Source organism: Mesocryomonas fontinalis (genome assembly GCF_055730125.2).
On record NZ_JBUZWG020000005.1, the window covers coordinates 354,073 to 371,739 of the forward strand.

The 17,667-nt window shown below is 66.6% G+C and carries 13 protein-coding genes and 1 pseudogene; 9 read left to right on the forward strand and 5 right to left on the reverse strand.

The features are described 5' to 3' along the window. Positions 1–137: 137 nt before the first annotated feature. Together ACZL02_RS14870 and ACZL02_RS14875 are read left to right on the forward strand one after the other, a co-directional pair. Positions 138–518 carry a hypothetical protein gene (locus ACZL02_RS14870; RefSeq protein WP_472936724.1) on the forward strand — a complete coding sequence of 127 codons (381 nt, stop codon included), beginning with the start codon at positions 138–140 and terminating at the stop codon, positions 516–518. 212 nt (positions 519–730) lie between these two features. Further along, positions 731–2,410: an HWE histidine kinase domain-containing protein gene (locus ACZL02_RS14875; RefSeq protein WP_472936723.1), complete on the forward strand. Its 1,680-nt coding sequence runs from the start codon at positions 731–733 to the stop codon at positions 2,408–2,410. A 120-nt stretch (positions 2,411–2,530) separates the two neighbouring features. Here ACZL02_RS14875 and ACZL02_RS14880 read toward each other — a convergent pair whose 3' ends face one another. Further along, a complete protein-coding gene (locus ACZL02_RS14880) occupies positions 2,531–3,832 on the reverse strand; it encodes a PQQ-dependent sugar dehydrogenase (RefSeq protein ID WP_472936722.1) in 1,302 nt (433 codons plus the stop codon). 271 nt (positions 3,833–4,103) lie between these two features. Here ACZL02_RS14880 and ACZL02_RS14885 point away from each other — a divergent pair, with 271 nt between their 5' ends. The 5 genes from ACZL02_RS14885 to ACZL02_RS14905 all read left to right on the forward strand — a co-directional run bounded on the left by ACZL02_RS14885 (position 4,104) and on the right by ACZL02_RS14905 (position 11,789). Next, complete coding sequence (locus ACZL02_RS14885) at positions 4,104–5,540, forward strand: methylmalonyl-CoA mutase family protein (protein ID WP_472936721.1); 1,437 nt, start codon at positions 4,104–4,106, stop codon at positions 5,538–5,540. Next, a complete protein-coding gene (gene scpA, locus ACZL02_RS14890) occupies positions 5,537–7,696 on the forward strand; it encodes a methylmalonyl-CoA mutase (protein ID WP_472936720.1) in 2,160 nt (719 codons plus the stop codon). The genes ACZL02_RS14885 and scpA overlap by 4 nt, the downstream gene beginning before the upstream one ends. A 107-nt stretch (positions 7,697–7,803) precedes the next feature. Continuing rightward, complete coding sequence (locus ACZL02_RS14895; RefSeq protein WP_472936719.1) at positions 7,804–8,856, forward strand: magnesium transporter CorA family protein; 1,053 nt, start codon at positions 7,804–7,806, stop codon at positions 8,854–8,856. A gap of 717 nt (positions 8,857–9,573) precedes the next feature. Further along, positions 9,574–10,929, forward strand: coding sequence for an EAL domain-containing protein (locus ACZL02_RS14900; protein ID WP_496258438.1), 1,356 nt, complete (start codon positions 9,574–9,576; stop codon positions 10,927–10,929). Between the two features lie 122 nt (positions 10,930–11,051). Beyond that, a complete protein-coding gene (locus tag ACZL02_RS14905; protein ID WP_472936718.1) occupies positions 11,052–11,789 on the forward strand; it encodes an N-acyl amino acid synthase FeeM domain-containing protein in 738 nt (245 codons plus the stop codon). A gap of 22 nt (positions 11,790–11,811) precedes the next feature. Here the strand turns inward: ACZL02_RS14905 and pqqE are convergent, their stop codons facing one another. From pqqE to pqqA, 4 genes and pseudogenes are all read right to left on the reverse strand, one after another. Further along, positions 11,812–12,951, reverse strand: coding sequence for a pyrroloquinoline quinone biosynthesis protein PqqE (gene pqqE, locus ACZL02_RS14910; RefSeq protein ID WP_472936717.1), 1,140 nt, complete (start codon positions 12,949–12,951; stop codon positions 11,812–11,814). Then, positions 12,948–13,963: pseudogene (gene pqqC / locus ACZL02_RS14915) on the reverse strand (pyrroloquinoline-quinone synthase PqqC). The gene pqqE and the pseudogene pqqC overlap by 4 nt, the downstream one beginning before the upstream one ends. Positions 13,964–13,965: 2 nt before the next feature. Further along, the gene (gene pqqB, locus ACZL02_RS14920) at positions 13,966–14,880 is read right to left on the reverse strand and encodes a pyrroloquinoline quinone biosynthesis protein PqqB (RefSeq protein WP_472938083.1); all 915 of its coding nucleotides are present in this window, start codon (positions 14,878–14,880) and stop codon (positions 13,966–13,968) included. 43 nt (positions 14,881–14,923) lie between these two features. After that, positions 14,924–15,001: a pyrroloquinoline quinone precursor peptide PqqA gene (pqqA, locus tag ACZL02_RS14925; RefSeq protein WP_156381978.1), complete on the reverse strand. Its 78-nt coding sequence runs from the start codon at positions 14,999–15,001 to the stop codon at positions 14,924–14,926. Between the two features lie 220 nt (positions 15,002–15,221). Here pqqA and meaB point away from each other — a divergent pair, with 220 nt between their 5' ends. Further along, positions 15,222–16,205, forward strand: a complete 984-nt coding sequence (meaB, locus tag ACZL02_RS14930; RefSeq protein WP_472936716.1) for a methylmalonyl Co-A mutase-associated GTPase MeaB — start codon at positions 15,222–15,224, stop codon at positions 16,203–16,205. Positions 16,206–16,289: 84 nt separating this feature from the next. Then, positions 16,290–17,648 (forward strand): TIGR03808 family TAT-translocated repetitive protein, encoded by a 1,359-nt coding sequence (locus ACZL02_RS14935; protein ID WP_472936715.1) that lies wholly within the window; start codon positions 16,290–16,292, stop codon positions 17,646–17,648. The last annotated feature ends 19 nt before the right edge of the window (positions 17,649–17,667 follow it).

The following is a 17,667-nucleotide window of genomic DNA, read 5'->3' on the forward strand; positions in this document are numbered from 1 at the left end:
ACACAATGCGCCGACCCTCATCGGGTGCCAGGCAAGGCGGTTTTGCCGATTGCCTCTTTCTCGGCGCTTTGCAATGGTCCGCCCATGCCGAACAGGCCGCAGATCAGCGGCGGCGCGGGATCAAGGAGGGTTTACCGATGGAAGAAGTATTGAACCGCATCGCGGCGGAAACGGGCCTGACGCAGGAGAAGGCAAAGGAAGCCGTCGGGCATATCCTGGCCTACATGAAGGCCGAGGGCACTGACCCCGCAGTCGAGACGATGATCGCCGAGACACCCGGCGCCAACGAGGCGATCGCTGCAGCCGGCGGCGGCGGTGGCGGCATGCTCGGCAGCGTCATGGGAGCCTTCGGCGGCGGGATCATGGCGCTGGGTGCCAAGCTGATGGGCCTTGGCCTCGACATGGGCCAGATCCGGATGATCGCCTCCGAGCTGATCACCTACGCCAAGGCGAACGCCGGCGATGAAACCGTCGACCGCGTCATCGCCACCACGCCGGGCCTCGCGCAGTTCGCCTGAGCCCTCGGCGCAGAACGGAAGCTTGCGGGGAGGATGGTTCGCACCACCCTCCTCGCAGCAGACACACCCTCTCGTGACCCGTTCCGTGGCGAAGCCGGATCGCTGAGCTTGGAAGCCACGCGGCGAACGGGTATGACGACCCGATGCCCGCGACAAACGACGTGAAATTGGAGCGCCCGGACGGTAAAGCCGTTTCGGCGGCTGATCTGGACATGACGATAGAGATCAACACGGCACGGCCGCGGGTTGCCCGGACCTGGTCCTACCGCCTTTCCCGGCTTCTGCGCCGGCCGCCGCTCCTCGTGCATCTCGCCGGTTTCGCGCTGATCGTGCTGATCCCCGCGCTGGTGTTCAGCGCCTTCCTGATCCTGCAATTCTCGTCGCAGCAGAAGGAGATCGCCGCCGGCCAGGTCTCCGATACCGCCGAAATCATCTCCGACGCGGTCGACCGCGAGATCTACGGCCTCATGACCGCCGCCAAGGTGCTGGCGGCATCGGCCTTCGTCAACGAGGACGACCTGGCGGAGATGCACCGGCGCGCGTCGGCAGCCCTCGCCTCGACCAAGACCGACGCCTTGCTGATCGACCCAGCGCTGCGCGTCGTCGTCGACACACGGGTGCCGCTCTCCGAGCCGCTGACCGGCACCACCGATGCCCGCGCGGCGGAAATGGTGTTCCGGACCCGCCTCCCCTATATTTCCGACATCATCGGCGCGGCACCCGACCAGCAGGCCTTCCACATCGCGGTTCCGGTGATCCGCGGCGACCGGGTGATCTACGTCCTGGCAATCGCCAAGCGCGCGAAGGATCTGCGCTCGGTCATTGCCGACCGCAACCTGCCGCAGACGTGGACGGCGATGATCACCGACCGCCAGGGCAACCGGGTCATCGCCGCTCTGGCCACCGAGGGCCGCATGCGCGAAAGCCAGACGCCCTTCGAAAACCCTTCGATCGTCGGGTCGCTCGGCGATGCGCTCGGCCCCGACCTGATCGAGGCGTCCTACGGCTCGATCCTGACGGGTTGGACGACCCGCGTCGCCGTCCCCGACTCGGTCATCGGCCGGCCGATCATGCGCTCCTGGCTCATGCTGGTCGGCACCGGCGTGGTGCTCTTGCTGTTCTGCGTCGGACTGGCCTTCTTCTTCGGCCGCCGCGTTGCCTCGCCCATCCGCCATCTGGCCAAGCAGGCCCAGGCGATCGGCAAGGGCGAGCCGGCGCTGCCGGTACAGACCAATATCGAGGAAATCGCCGAGGTCTCGAAGATCCTGGCGCACTCTTCGCGCGAACGGCGGGAGGCCGAAGAGCAGAACCGCTTTCTGATGCGCGAGATGACCCACCGCGCCAAGAACCAGTACGCGCTCATCGCCGCCATCGCGCGACGGGCCGCCAAGGAAAGCGCGAGCACCAATGAGTTCCTGGACACGCTGTCGGAAGCCTTGAGCTCGCTCGCCCGTTCGGCCGACCTCCTTTCCGACGGCGGCTGGGAGAGCGCCGCACTGGATGGCCTGGTCGAAACCCAGTTGAAGGCCTTTGGCGCCGGCAAGGGCGGCCAGATCGAGCGACATGGACCCAGCGTCCGCCTCAGCCCGACGGCGGCGCAGACCATCGGCCTCGCCTTGCACGAGCTGGCGACGAATGCCGCCAAATATGGCGCGCTGTCCGTCAACGAGGGCTATGTGCGCATCGACTGGACGCTCGCGCCCGCCTTCAGCCTTACCTGGCGCGAGATCGGCGGGCCCGTGGTGGTGCCGCCGAAGCGCTCCGGTTTCGGCACGCTGGTGACGCAGAAGATGACGGCGCGCGCCCTCGGCGGCGAGGTCGAGATGGCTTATGCGCCGTCGGGAGTGGTGTGGAAGTTGACCGCGCCGTCGGAGATGATCCTCGCCAACTGATGCAGGCGGCGGCCCCGGCCGTTGAGCGTCTCGTCTTCTCACATCGGCACTCTGACGACGCTCGCGCGTCGTTCATCAGCATGGCCTGACGGATCCGGATGACCCGTCAGGCCGTGCCTGTCACGCCGCGCCGGTTACCCGCCAGATGACGTTGCCGACATCGTCCGCCACCAGCAGCGAACCGTCCGGGCCGATCGCCACGCCGACCGGGCGGCCATAGGATGCCTTCTCGTCCGGGGCGAGGAAGCCCGAGAGGATATCGCGCGGCGGGCCGGAGGGCTTGCCGTTCTCGAACGGGATGAAGATGACCTTGTAGCCGCTGAGCGTCGAGCGGTTCCAGGAACCGTGCTGGCCGATGACCATGCCGTCGGGAAAGCCCGGCAGCGTTCCGGCCGGCATCCAGCAGAGGCCGAGCGAAGCGGTATGGCCGCCGAGCGCATAGTCCGGCGTCAGCGCGCTCGCGACCTTCGCCGTGTCCTGCGGCACCCGGCCGTCGACGGTCTGGCCCCAGTAGCAATAGGGCCAGCCGTAGAAGCCGCCATCCTTCACCGATGTCAGATAGTCCGGTGGCGTCTCGTCGCCGAGGCCGTCGCGCTCGTTGACGACAGTCCACAGCGCCCCGGTCGTCGGCTCGAAGGCGAGGCCCACGGCATTGCGCAGGCCGCCGGCGAAGATGCGGTTGGTGCCGGCGGCCAAATCCAACTCGTAGATCGCCGCCCGGCCTTCCTCGGCCTCCATGCCGTTGTCGCCGATGTTGCTGAGCGAGCCGACGCCGGCATAGAGCTTCTGGCCGTCCGGGCTGAGGAGCAGGCTGCGCGTCCAGTGACCGCCCGGCTTGAAGGTCGAGAGGCGCTTGCCCGTCCCGGTGATCTTGCCGGCGCCCGGGGTGTAGGGAAACGCCATGACGCCATCGGTATTGCCGACGTAGAAGGTGTCGCCGGCCAGCGCCATGCCGAAGGGGCGGTTCAGGTTCTCGAGAAAGACGTTGGAGCTCTCCGCCACGCCGTCGCCATCGGCATCCCTGAACGCCAGGATGCGGTTCATGCTGACGCCGACGGCCGCCGCGCGCTTCATCGTTGCGTACATCGCGTAGTCGAAGGCGGTCTTGATCGGGCCGTTGTCGCCCATCGCCTCGGCCACCAGCACTTCGCCGGTCGGCAGGACGTGGATCCAGCGCGGATGCTTCAGGCCGGTGGCGAAGGTGTTGACCTTCAGGCCAGGAGCGGCGACCGGCGTCTGGTTGCCGGTCCAGCCCTTGGCCGTCGGCATCTTCAGCGTCGGGATGCCCTGCGGCTTGGCTGCCGGGATCGACGGCGCGGTTCCCATGGCCTGTGCATGGTCGCTGCCCTCGAACTTGCGCAGCCGGATCGCCGCTGCGCCGACCAGCGCGACGACGTGTCCGAAGATATTGGTGATGCTCATTCTGTGCCCCCTCGTGTTGCCGCGCAAACTAGCCGATGCGGGCGTGGCTGGAAACCTGCGCCAGCGGCGAATTACCGGCATCGGCGGGCATCGGTGGGCATCCCAGGGGGCGCATACTGACGCAGACGGCGTCGACGCAGCGGCCCCCTGCGATTGGCGAATTCACGATCCCGGCGAAAGATGCTCTGGTCTCCGCAAAAGAGGGAAGCGCGCTTTCAGCACCCCGAGAGGCGAAAATCGCTCTATGTATGCGCCGGGAGGATACGCGATGATGGCTGACGACTGCAGCGAGGCCGACTGGCGGCAGCTGGCCGAGAAGGCGCTGGCCGGAGCGCCGTTTTCTACTCTCGTCTCGTACAGCGAGGACGGCATCGCCTATGGACCGGTATATGCCGAAGCCCCCGTGCGTCCCATCCTCCGCGCGACGCTGGCGCCTTGGTCGATCGCGCAGCGGCTCGACGACCCCGATCCCGTGCGCGCCAACCAACAGGCCCTGACCGACCTCGACGGTGGTGCCGACGCGCTGGTGCTAAGCCTTGAGGGAGCGCCCTCGGCGCACGGCTTCGGCCTGTCCGCTGCGGCGGTCGAAACTGTGCTCGCCGGGGTGATGCTGGACATCGTCCATCTGCGGCTCGAGGGTGGGGACGATGCGCAAACGGCCGCCGAAGAACTGGCCGCGATCGCTCTGGTGCAAGGCATTCAGACTGATGCGCTCGATCTCGACCTCTGCCAGGATCCGCTCGGCGCCATGGCGGTTGCCGGACGCTTCCCGCCGGACGACCGCGACCTCCAGCGATCGTTTACCGCCGGCTTCGAGCGGTATCTCGCGCGCGGCTTTGCCGGGCGCTTTGCCGAGGCGGACGGGCGCATCTACCACGAGGCCGGCGCGACCGAGGCGCAGGAACTCGGCGCCGTGCTGGCCGGCGCGGTCTATGCCCTGCGGAGCCTCGACGGTCACGGCGCCGACCTTTCGCAGCTGCCGGGCCGGATCGGCTTCACCCTCGCCGCGGACCAGAAGCAGTGGCTGGTGACGGCGAAGCTGCGGGCGCTGCGCCTCCTCTGGCAGCGGGTCCAGCTTCTCTCGGGCATTGCCGACCCGGCCCCTGCCCGGCTGCATGTCGAGACATCGATGCGGATGATGACGGCGGTCGATCCGCACGGCAACATCCTGCGCACGACCATCGCCGCCTTCGCCGCGGCCACCGGCGGGGCCGACCGGATATCGGTGCTGCCGTTCACCGCGGCCAACGGCCTGCCGGAGGCCAAGGCGCGCCGGCTGGCCCGCAACACCCAGCTGATCCTGCGCGACGAGGCGGGGCTCGGCCATGTCGGCGATCCCGCCGCCGGCTCGGGCGGCATCGAGGCGCTGACCGAAAGCCTCGCCGCCGCCGCCTGGCAGGAATTCCGGCAGATCGAAAGCGAGGGCGGCCTGTTTTCGAGCCTCCGCCAAGGCCATCTGCAGCGCCGGATCGCCACGAGCCGGGCGGCGCGGGCGGTAGCCATCGCCGACCGGCGCGCGCCGATCGTCGGCGTGACGCTCTACCCGCTCGCCACCCCGCGCGATATCGCCGTGGCCTTGCCCCGTCCGGCAGAGCCGGACGCATTGGCAGAGCCAGGCACGCCGGCGGTGCGGGACGTCACTGCAGAGCCGACGGTACCGCCGCTCGCCCCGATCCGTCTCAGCCAGACGCTGGAGACCGCCGCATGAGCCGCATCCCCGATTTCACCGATATCGACTGGCAGTCGCCTGTCATGCCGACGCCGAGCCCACCCACGGAGACGGTACAAACGCCGGAAGCCATTCCACTCGCGGCCTTCTACGCCGAGGCCGACCGGTCGGCGCTGCCGAACCGTCAGACATGGCCGGGCGCCTTGCCCTATCTGCGCGGGCCCTACCCGACGATGTACGTGCAGAAGCCCTGGACCATCCGGCAATATGCCGGCTTCTCCACCGCGTCGGCGTCCAATGCCTTCTACCGCGCCAACCTCGCGGCCGGGCAGAAAGGCCTGTCGGTCGCCTTCGATCTCGCCACCCACCGCGGCTATGATTCGGATCACCCGAGGGTTGCCGGCGATGTCGGCATGGCCGGCGTCGCCATCGATTCCATCCTCGACATGCGCGAGCTGTTCGACGGCATCCCGCTCGGGGAGATGAGCGTGTCGATGACGATGAACGGCGCCGTGCTGCCAGTGATGGCGCTCTACATCGTCGCGGCCGAGGAGCAGGGCGTGCCGCAGAAGGCGCTGTCCGGGACCATCCAGAACGACATCCTCAAGGAGTTCATGGTCCGCAACACCTACATCTACCCGCCGGCCGCCTCGATGCGGATCGTCGCCGACATCTTTGCCCACACAGCAGTGCACATGCCGAAATACAACTCGATCTCGATTTCCGGCTACCACATGCAGGAGGCCGGTGCGACGGCGGATCTCGAGCTCGCCTACACCCTCGCCGACGGCATCGAATACGCCCGCGCCGGCGTCGCCGCCGGGATGGACATCGACCGGTTCGCGCCGCGCCTCTCCTTCTTCTGGGCGATCGGCATGAACTTCTTCATGGAAGTCGCCAAGCTCCGGGCGGCACGGCTCGTCTGGGCCGAGCTGATGCAAGCGAACTTCGCCCCGAAGGATCCGCGCTCGCTGTCGCTGCGCACGCATTCGCAGACCTCCGGCTGGTCGCTGACCGCCCAGGACGTCATGAACAACGTCGTGCGCACCGCCGTCGAGGCGATGGCGGCGACGCAAGGCGGCACCCAGTCGCTGCACACCAATTCCTTCGACGAGGCACTCGCCTTGCCGACCGACTTCTCCGCCCGCATCGCCCGCAACACCCAGCATGTCCTGGCCCGTGAGACCGGTGCCAACCGCATCATCGATCCCTGGGGGGGCTCGGCCTATGTCGAGAGCCTGACGCACCAGCTGGCGGCCAAGGCCCGCGCCCACATCGCCGAGGTCGAGGCGCTGGGCGGCATGGCCAAGGCGATCGAGCGCGGCCTGCCGAAGACGCGCATCGAGGAGGCGGCTGCAAAGACCCAGGCGCGCATCGACAGCGGCGCGCAGGTGGTGGTCGGCATCAACCGCTACCGGAGTGAGACTGCCGACGACATCGACGTGCGCCGGGTCGACAATGCCGACGTCCGCCGCCAGCAGCTGGAAAAGCTCGCGCAGTTAAAGGCCGAGCGCGATCCGGCGGCGGTCGCCACCGCGCTCGACGCCCTGACCGAGGCCGCCGCCCGGAACAGCGGCAACCTCCTCGCCCTCTCGATCGATGCCGCCCGCGCGCGCGCCACCGTCGGCGAAATGGCGCTGGCACTCGAAAAGGTGTTCGGTCGGCACGTGGCGAGCGGTCAGATGATTTCGGGCGTCTACATGCGGGAGGCCGGAACCATGCGGGGCAAGATCGACGCGGTGCTGGCGAAGACCAAGGCTTTCGCCGTCGCAGAGGGACGACGGCCGCGCATCCTCGTCGTGAAGATGGGGCAGGACGGCCACGACCGTGGGCAGAAGGTGATTGCTTCCGCCTTCGCCGATCTCGGCTTCGACGTCGACATCGGCCCGCTGTTCCAGACGCCGGAGGAAGCGGCACGACAGGCGGTCGAGAACGATGTCCACATCGTCGGCGCCTCCTCGCTCGCCGCAGGCCATCTCACCCTCGTGCCGGCGCTCAAGGCAGCGCTCGAGAAAGACGGCCGCGGCGACATCATGATCGTCGTCGGCGGGGTCATTCCGCCGCAGGATTTCGAGGCGCTCACGGCGGCAGGCGCCGCGGCCATCTTCCCCCCCGGCACGGTCATCGCCGAAGCGGCGGAGGATCTGCTACGCACCCTCTCCGCCCGGCTCGGCCACACGGCAGCGGCGGGATAAGCCCTGCTGCCGCCTCGCCCTTTCGGGCAGGGACTTGCGCGCCCGGGTCAAACGGGTGCATTCAGCCGCAAGCCACCTGACCGTCTCCCAGGCGAGGGAAATCCACCATGATCGAAGTCTACCGCGCCGACGCGATGGCGCAGATGCATGCCGAGCGCGTGAATCCGGGTGAGAGCATTCCCCCCGATGCGATCTGGATCGACCTGATCAGCCCGACCAAGGCCGAGGAGCGCATGGTCGAGACGATGTGCGCGATCGAGGTTCCGACGCGCGAGGAAATGCGCGAGATCGAGGTTTCCAGCCGCCTCTATTCCGAGGACAATGCCGACTTCATGACGGCGTCCGTGGTTTTCGGCCTCGACAGCGGATCGCCGGGCTTTGCGCCGGTGACCTTCATCCTCACCGGAAAGCGCCTGGTCACGCTGCGCTACACCGAGCCGAAGTCCTTCGTCATCTATGCCGGCAAGCTCTGCCGCGATCCGTCGGACGCCACCGTTCGCCAGGCGCTGACGCTGGAAGGCGAGCCGGTTCCGATCGGCAGCGCCAAGAGCCCCAAGGTGCCGTCGGCCGATGGAATCATGATCGGCCTCGTCGAGACCGTCATCGACCGCGTCGCCGACATGATGGAGGCGATCGCCGCCGATCTCGACCGCATCGCCAGCGACATCTTCAGCGCCTCGACCCGCAAGACGCCGACCGCCAATGCCGACTTCAAGTCGCTGCTGCAGCGCATCGGCAGTGCGGGCGACCTCATCTCCCGCACGCGCGAGAGCCTTGCCACGCTCGACCGGATGATGCCCTACCTGCAGTTCGTGCTGGACCGCCGCAAGGGACCGAAAGAGGCCAAGGCGCGGGTGAAGGCAATGTCGCGCGACATCACCTCGCTGAACGATTTCGTCGCCTTCCTCTCGAACAAGACGACGTTTCTGCTCGACACCACGGTCGGCATGATCTCGATCGAGCAGAACGCCATCATCAAGATCTTCTCGGTCGCAGCCGTCGGCTTCATGCCCCCGACGCTGGTCGCTTCCATTTATGGCATGAACTTCAAGATCATGCCGGAGCTCGACTGGCAGTTCGGCTATCCCATGGCGATCGGCCTGATGCTGATCTCCGCTGTCCTGCCCCTGATCTTTTTTCGGCACAAGAACTGGCTCTAGCCAATTGGCAGCTTGGTATTGCGTTCGCAGGCGTTCAATCGCCTACTCTTGCTGATAAATCATAGATGGAATCTTAGGTCTTGCAGAGCAATGTTCGCGCCTTCGAGCTCACGAAAAGTGGCCATGCAAACCGCAAAACTACAGGTTTCTGACGACCGAAACGATCGCGGATACGCAGAGCGTGTTCCCGGCCTGCTGTATACGGATGCAGTGAGCTTCAGCGTGGGCTGCATCTGCACGCTGATGGCCTGCGTCGTCACCTGTTTCCAGACCGACACTGTGCTGGCCTGGACGGTCTGCTACGCGCTCGGTGTCGTCACCTTCCTCCGGGTCGTGGCCGTTTCGGTCTACGGCCGTTTCGAGGTTCTGTCGCGCATCTCCAATTCCGTCTGGTCCAGATTGTATTCAGTCTCGGGCCTCATTCACGTCTTCCTCGTGGGGCTCTGGCCGCTGGCGATCTTCGCAGCACCGCAGAACACGTCCTCGCAGCTCTTCTCCTTCGCCACCGCCATCTGTTTCCTCGTCGGCCTGATCGCCCGCAACTTCGCCTCGCCCGTCCTGGTGCGCCGGCAATTGCTGCTGGGCGCAATCCCGATGGTGATCGCGCTGATGATCCCCGGCGAGATCTGGCACGCCGCCTTCGCCTTCTTCTTCGCGGTCTTCTGCGGGACGCTGCTGCGGATCTCAGACCGGATGCGCGAGACCTTCTCGCAGGCGATGCAGGCGGCCGAGGAAAATCGGCGGCTCGCCTACAGCGATACTTTGACCGAGCTGCCGAACCGGGCCGCGATGACCCGCCTGATCGAGACCGCCGCCAAGGCCGAGACGCCCTTCGCGCTGCATTTCATCGATCTCGACCGGTTCAAGCGCCTGAACGATTCCTATGGCCACGCCTTTGGCGACCGGGTGCTGATCGAGGCAGCGGCGCGCATCGGCAGCGTTGCGGGCGCTGGAAGCACGCTGTCGCGCTTTGCCGGCGACGAGTTCGTGCTGCTGCAGATGAACGTGCGCACCCGGTCCGAGGCGAGCGAGATGGCGGCGGCCGTGATCGCCGCGATGATCGATCCGATGCGGATCGAGGGGATATCGCTGACCGTCGCCTGCAGCCTGGGAACGGCCCTCTTCCCGTCCGACGGCCGGGCGCTGAGCGAGGTCATCCAGCGGGCCGATACCGCGCTCTACGCCGCCAAGGCGGCCGGCCGCGGCCAGCACATGTTCTTCGACAAGTCGATGGAGCACCGCGAGAAGGAGCGGGTGCGGATCGAGGCGGACCTCCGCGAGGCGATCAACGAGGACCAGCTGCACCTCGTCTTCCAGCCGATCGTCGACTGCGCCACCCACAAGGTGGCCTGCTGCGAGGCGCTGCTGCGCTGGGATCACCCGCTGCGGGGCCGGTTGTCGCCAGGGGTTTTCCTGCCGATCGCCGAGGAATGCGGATTGATGAAGGCGATCACCGACATCACGCTGCGCAAGGCCTGCGAGGCCGCCGTCAGCTGGCCCGGCGATGTCGGCGTGGCGATCAACCTGTCGCCGAGCCAGCTTGACCGGCCGGACATCGTCGAGACCGTGCTCGCCAGCGCCCGCAATGCCGGACTGCCGCCGGAGCGCGTCGAAATCGAGATCACCGAGAACCTCTTCCTCGACCAGGACAGCTGCGTGCTGGACAAGCTGTTGAAGCTGAGGGCCGCGGGCATTCGCTTCTCGCTCGACGATTTCGGCACGGGCTATTCCAATCTCGGCTACATCTCGCGGCTGCCGCTCGACAAGATCAAGATCGACCGCTCTTTCGTCGTGCAGGCGATGCAGCACGACAACGACAAGGCGCTGCTGCGCGGCATGATCCGGCTGATCCATTCGCTCAACCTCAAGATCGTCGTCGAGGGCATCGAGAACGACGCCCAGTTGCGGATGGTGATGGCCGAGGAACTGGTCGGGGAACTGCAGGGCTTCATTTTCGGGCAGCCGCTGCCATCCCCGGCGATCGGCGACCTTCTCGGCGCCCTCGATGGCGGTGCCATGGCAGGAGCGCTACCGCACGGCGGCACCCCGCTCCACGCGGCCTGCACGGCATAGATTGCTGCGCTGCAACAGGGAATTAACCAAGTCGGCGAAAATTTCCGCAGATTTTAATTAAATGCTTCGAATATTATTATGGCTCGCGTACGTTTTCCCCAAAGCGCCAGGGGATTTATGGAATGCAGCCCAAGACCCAAGCATCGCAGTCCCACTTCGAACAAGAGCTCAACGCCACTCTTGCGCGAACCAGCTACTTCCGCGTGGAAAGTGACCGGGACAAGGACATCATCTACCGGTTGCGTTATGAAGCCTATCGACTGGAGAACGCCATTGTGTCGCGCGACGACCGGCGGTTCCACGACCATTACGACCGCGACCCCAATACTACCGTCTTTGGCGTCAACATCGATGGTCAACTGGCCGGCACGATCCGTCTCCATGTCGTGACACCCGAGCATCCGCTCGGCCCAGCCATGGACACCTATGGCGATGTGCTGGGTCCGCTGGTGGATGCCGGCGAGAGTTTCATCGATCCCAGCCGCTTCGTCACCAACCCCGTGGCGCGGCCGGGCGCCAAGCTCCTGCCCTTCGCGGTCACCCGTCTCGCCTGCATGGCCGCCCAGCACTACGAGGCGGACTGGATGCTGGCGACGGTGCGTCTGGAGCATGCGGCGTTCTACCGGCGGTTCTGCAGCCTCAAGCCGCTGACCGAGCCGAGGGCCTATCCCGGCCTCACCAAGCCGCTGATGCTGCTGGGCGAGCGCAACGAGGATATCCGCGACAGCGTCTTCACCAAGTACCCGGTGTTCTCGTCGACCCTCGGCGAACGGATGGCCCTCTTCAGCGGCGTCAGCAACGATCAGGCGAGCGCATCCTTCAACGACAACGCCGAAGGCAAGCCGTTCAACGCGGCTTGACCAGAGCTATCGAAGACCGGCGCTACCTTATGCCGAAGGCGCGATAGACCGCCACGCCGCTGCTGGCGCTCGGAATGGCGGATTCAGTGACGGCGATGTCGCCGAGCGCCACGTGGAAATCCGACTTGATGCAGGCCGGGTCGGTGTTCCGCGCATCGCCGGTCAGCGCCAGCGCCTGGCAGCGGCAGCCGCCGAAGTCGATGTGCTTGCGCTCGCACGAACGGCAAGGCTCCGGCATCCAGTCGGTGCCGCGATAGGCCTCGAAGGCCGGCGACGCTGACCAGATGTCGGCGATCGAGTGATCGCGCACCGACCAGAAGTCGAGGTGCGGGATCGTCTGTGCGGCGTGACACGGCAAGGCAAGTCCCGCCGGCGTCACGCTCAGCGTGCGCTGACCCCAGCCGCCATTGCAGGTCTTGGGATAGCGGGCGTAATAGTCGGGGAACACGGCGTCGATGACCAGGACGCCCGCCAGCCGCGCCCGCGCTTCCTCGACCTCGACGATGGTGCGGTCGACATCGGCACGCGCCGGCATCAGCTGGGCGCGGTTCTTTAGCGCCCAGCCGTAATACTGGGTGTGCGCGATCTCCAGCCGCTTGGCGCCGAAGGCGACGGCCTTGTCGATCATCGCCGGCACCTGGTGGATGTTGGTCCGGTGGATCACCGCATTCAGCGTCAGCGGGAAGCCGCGCTTCACCACCTCGGCGGCGAAGGCCTCCTTGCGCTCGAAACCGCCCTTGTAGCCGCCGACCGCCTCGGTGATCGCGGCATCCGCGCCTTGCAGCGACAACTGGATATGGTCGAGCCCGGCATCGTAGAGCGCGTCGAGCGTCGCCGTGCTGACCCCGATGCCGGAGGTGATGAGGTTGGTGTAGAGCCCGACCTCGGCCGCATGCCGCGTCAGTTCGACGATATCCTTGCGCGCTGTCGGCTCGCCACCGGAAAGGTGGATGTGGATGACGCCGAGTTCCGCGGCCTCGGTGAACACCCGCTTCCACGTCTCGGTGTCGAGCTCGGTCGAGCGCGTGTCGAGTTCGATCGGGTTGGAACAGTAGGTGCAGCGGAGCGGGCAGCGGTGCGTCAGTTCCGCCAGCAGCCCGATCGGCGGCGGCGGCACGGCGCGCCCGGTCTGGACGGTGGCCGGTGCGACAAGCTCGTTCATAGCGTCACCATCTGCTTCGACTGCAGATCCAGAAGAAAGCTTTCGACGTCCGGCCGGATGACCGCCAGATCGGCGGCGAAGATCAGGCTGAGCGCTTCGAGGATCTCGCCAAGGCTGGCCTTGCCGTCGATCCGCTTCAGGATTTCGACCGAGACCTCGTCGGCATTGAAGATCCGCTCTGGCGCGACGAGGATGAACGCGCCGCGCGCCTTGTCCTCGCGAAACCTAACGCCGTGCGGAAAGCGCGGCACGGTGCTGTCGGCTATTCCCGCCATCAGAACTTCTTTCCATCGGCACCCGGCTGCCACACATCCGGCGGCGGCAGCTTCGGATCGACATAGGCATGCTCCAGCGCGTCGAGCTGCGCCCAGAGAACCGAGCACTTGAAGCGCAGCGCGTTCAGCACCGCGCGCTGCTCGTCCGGGCGGCGCGCATGGCTGATGCAGTAGTCGAGCGCGAAATCAGAGTCGCGCTTCGCCTGCACCGGACGCTTGTCGAAATAGGCGAGCGTCTCCGGCGAGATGAAGTCGTAGTGCTCGAGCATGCCGCGCACCCGCACGCCGATGACTCCGGGCGAGAAGAGTTCGGTCAGCGAGGAGGCGATCGCCTCGAGTAGCGTGCGCTCGCGCACGAACGTGACGTAAGCGTCCACCGCAAAGCGGGTGCCGGGCAAGATGCCCTCCCCCGCCAGCACGTAGCCGCGATCGAGCCCGACGCCGTCGGTCAAGGCGATCCACTTCTCGATGCCGCCGCGGTTGTCGGCGTCGCCGTCATGATCGATGATCCGCTCGCGCCATTCCCGCCGAAGCTCGGTCGTTCCGAGGCGGGCGAGGATGTAGCTGTCCTTTATCGGGATCTGCGACTGATAATAATAGCGGTTCAGCGCCCAGGCCTGCACCTGCGTCTTGTTCAATTCGCCCGCCTGCAGTTTCAGCTGGAAGGGATGCAGGTGATGGTAGCGCGTCGCGCCGATTTCGCGCAGGGCCGACACGAAATCATCCGGGCTCAGCATCGTCACAGCGAAATCTCCATCCCGTCGAAGGCAATCCGCCAGCCCGCCGTCTCTGCCGCCGCCCGCTCGGGCGAGCCGTCGATCAGCACCGGGTTGGTGTTGTTGATATGGATATAGACACGGTCCTTTACACCGGCGTCCTCGAAGGCGTGCAAGCTGCCCCCTTCGCCGGAGATCGGCATGTGGCCCATCCTTCGCCCGGTCTTGATCCCGACGCCAGCGCGCTGCATCTCGTCGTCGACGAAGACCGTACCATCGAACAGGAGAAGGTCGGCATCGGCCACCCTGTCCACGAGATGATCCGGCACGTAGGCGCAGCCGGGAATGTAGTACGCCACCTTGCCGCCGGCCGAGAGGCGAACACCGACGGTCATCTCGCCTTCGGCACCGATGTCGACGTCAGTGGTTTCGAGATAGAGCGGTACCTTGCCCGGCACCGAAAAGATTTCGACCGCCAACCCCGGCACCGGCTCGAACCTCTCGCCGACCCGCACGGGACGGCGCGCGACGAAGGCGGGATCAAGCACGGAGAAGATCGGATTGTCGGCGATGATGCCGAGCACGCCATCGGTTCCGTAGAGCGTGTAGGCCTGCTTCTCCCTGAGGGTCAGGAGACCGGCGACATGGTCGACGTCGCCATTGGTGACGAGCACGGCGGAGAAGGGCGACGCGCGTTTGGCGTCCAGCGATGCACCCGCCATCGGCGACATTGGCGGCGAGGCCTGGATCTGCTGGCGAAGGTCGGGCGAGGCGTTGAGGAGCAGCCAATGCTCTCCGTCCACCGTCGCCGCGATCGACGACTGCGTGCGGGATGAGACGCGCGGGTCTCTTTCCCAGGCGAGGCGGCAAACCCCGCAAAGGCAGTTCCACTGCGGGAACCCACCCCCCGCAGCCGAACCCAAAACAAAAAGCCGCAGATGGGGTTCATCCCGTCCGCGGCTTTTCTCAGTCGTCACAGATTTAGAATTCGATCGGCATGTAGCCGTTGATTTCCATCGCGACGCAAACTTCGACGAGTACGGGTTTCTTCCAGGCCATGGTGGTCGCTCCCAACTGAGACGGCGGACATTTCCGTCTGCCAATGATTATCGGTGCCCTAGTCCCCAGATATAGACGAAGTGAGACCCGTCTTAAAGTGGGAGGCGAATTAAAAAGCCGTAATACGCGGGTCGGCTCAAGCGGTTAGCCCGGAATTCGTTGCTGCAGTGCACGCAGCGATCCGCCTCGACAGCTCGCCTGTCCTCGCTTAGAGCGGGGCATGGCCCAGATCGACGTCCAGAAGCTAGCAGATGGCGTCCTCGCCGGCGAACGTGCCCCGCTCTCGCGCGCCATCACCCTCGTCGAGTCGACCCGCAGCGACCACCGCACTGCAGCGGACGCCCTGCTCGACCTCCTCGTCCGCCACACCGGCGGCGCCATCCGGATCGGCTTGACCGGCATACCGGGCGCCGGCAAGTCCACCTTGATCGACCGTCTGGGCGCCACGCTTACCGCCGAAGGGCACCGCGTGGCCGTCCTCGCCGTCGATCCGAGCTCGCAGCGCTCCGGCGGATCGATCCTTGGCGACAAGACGCGTATGGCGCGGCTGGCGGTCGATCCCCGCGCCTTTGTACGCCCCTCTCCGACCTCCGGCACACTCGGCGGCGTCGCATCCCGGACGCGGGAGACTTTGCTCCTTTGCGAAGCTGCCGGTTTCGACGTGGTGATCGTCGAAACCGTCGGCGTCGGCCAGTCCGAGATCGTCGTCGCCGACATGGTCGACCTCTTCGTCCTCCTGATGCTGCCGGGCGGCGGCGACGAATTGCAGGGCATCAAGAAAGGCATCGTCGAGATTGCCGACATCATCGCGGTCAACAAGGCCGATGGCGATCGCACGGAAGCCGCCCGACGGGCAGCCGCCGAAATTCGCGCCGCGCTCGACATCGTCGGCCCGCGCGACCCCGCCTGGACGCCGCCGGTGCTGACGCTGTCCGGCGAGACCGGCGAGGGCCTTGCGGAACTCTGGGCCGCCGTCGGGCGGTTCCGCGCGATCCAGGTCGCGTCCGGTGCCTTCGCGGAGCGGCGTGCGGCGCAGAACGTGCAATGGCTGTGGTCTGAGCTCAGCGATGGCCTGCGGCGAGCGCTGCTCGCCTTTCCCGGCCTTGCGGACGCCATGGCGGCTGGCGAAGCCGACGCCCGAGCCGGCTTCAGGGCCCCGCCGGCCATCGCCGCCGGCGTGCTGGCCGCCTTCATGGCGCGTTAAGCCTTTCGAACGAAATTTGCCGGGCGGGCCGAAGGCCGCCCGCATCATACGACGCCTTAAGCCGCGGCATGCCACCCTCCCGACATGGCCACACCCTTGCTTCCCCGGCGCCGATTGCTCGCGGGCCTTCTGGCAACTGCCGGAACCCTGGCCGTGCCCGCCACCGCGCGCACCCGTCCACCGGGGAACGCTGGCCTTCTCGATGCGTCGACGCGCGGGCTGACGTCCGGCGCCAACCAGACGAAACTCCTGCAGAAGCTGCTCGACGAGACGGCCCGCAGCGGCGAGGTGCTGTTCCTGCCGCCCGGCGAGTATATCTGCGACACCCTGCAGCTGCCCGCGGTCACCCGCATCGGCGGCATCCGCGGCGCATCGCGTCTTATCGGGCCCCGTCTTTCCCTGCAGGCGAGCGGCGCCACGCACGTCACGCTTACGGGCCTGTCGCTCGACGGGCTCGTCCGACGGGGAGAAGACATCGGACGCCACCTCGTCGAGATCGCCGGCTGCCTCGATCTCGTGCTGGAAGACTGTGATCTGATCGGCGCCGGCGGCCATGCTCTGGCGCTGACCTCCGTCGGCGGACGGATCGCAACCTCGCACATCGCCGGGACGGGGCTCACCGCCCTGTTGTCGCGCGATGCCACGGGACTCGCGGTCATCGACAACACCATCGAGGACTGCGGCAATGGCGGCATCCTCATCCACCGCAGCACGCCCGGCCAGGATGGCTCGATCGTCCGCGGCAACCGCATCCGGCGAACCCGCGCCGATGCCGGCGGCACCGGACAGAACGGCAATGCCGTCAACGTCTTCAAGGCCCACGGCGTCAGCATTTCCGGCAACCAGATCGAGGACAGCGCCTTCTCCGCCATTCGCTGCAATGGCGGCTCCAATGCTCTGGTCTCCGGCAATTCCTGCCTCAATTCCGGCGAAACCGCCGTCTATGCCGAGTTCAAGTTCGAAGGCGCCGTGATTTCCGGCAACCTTATCGACGGTGCCGCGATCGGCATTTCCATCGCCAATTTCAACGAGGGCGGCCGGCTTGCCCTCTGCAGCGGCAATCTCATCCGCAACCTTCGCACCCGCGGCCCCTACCCGGCGGACGCCCCCGGCTTCGGCATGGGCATCTCGGTCGAGGCGGACACCGTGGTGTCCGACAACGTCGTCGAGGGGGCTCCGCTGTTCGGGCTGAAACTCGGCTGGGGGCCATATCTGCGCGACGTCTCGGCAACGGGCAATGTGCTGCGCGACTGCGGCGTCGGGATCGGCGTCACCGTCGTCGAGGGCGCCGGCCGGGCCGTGATCGCCTCGAACCTCATTTCCAACGCGGCCACCGGCGCCATCATCGGCTATCGCTGGACCGAGAAAGCCACCGCCGATCTCGCCGATCACCCCGGCAGCGCTCCGGCCCATCTCACCCTGACCGCCAATACGGCGGCGTAATACCCCGTCCCCGCTTTGC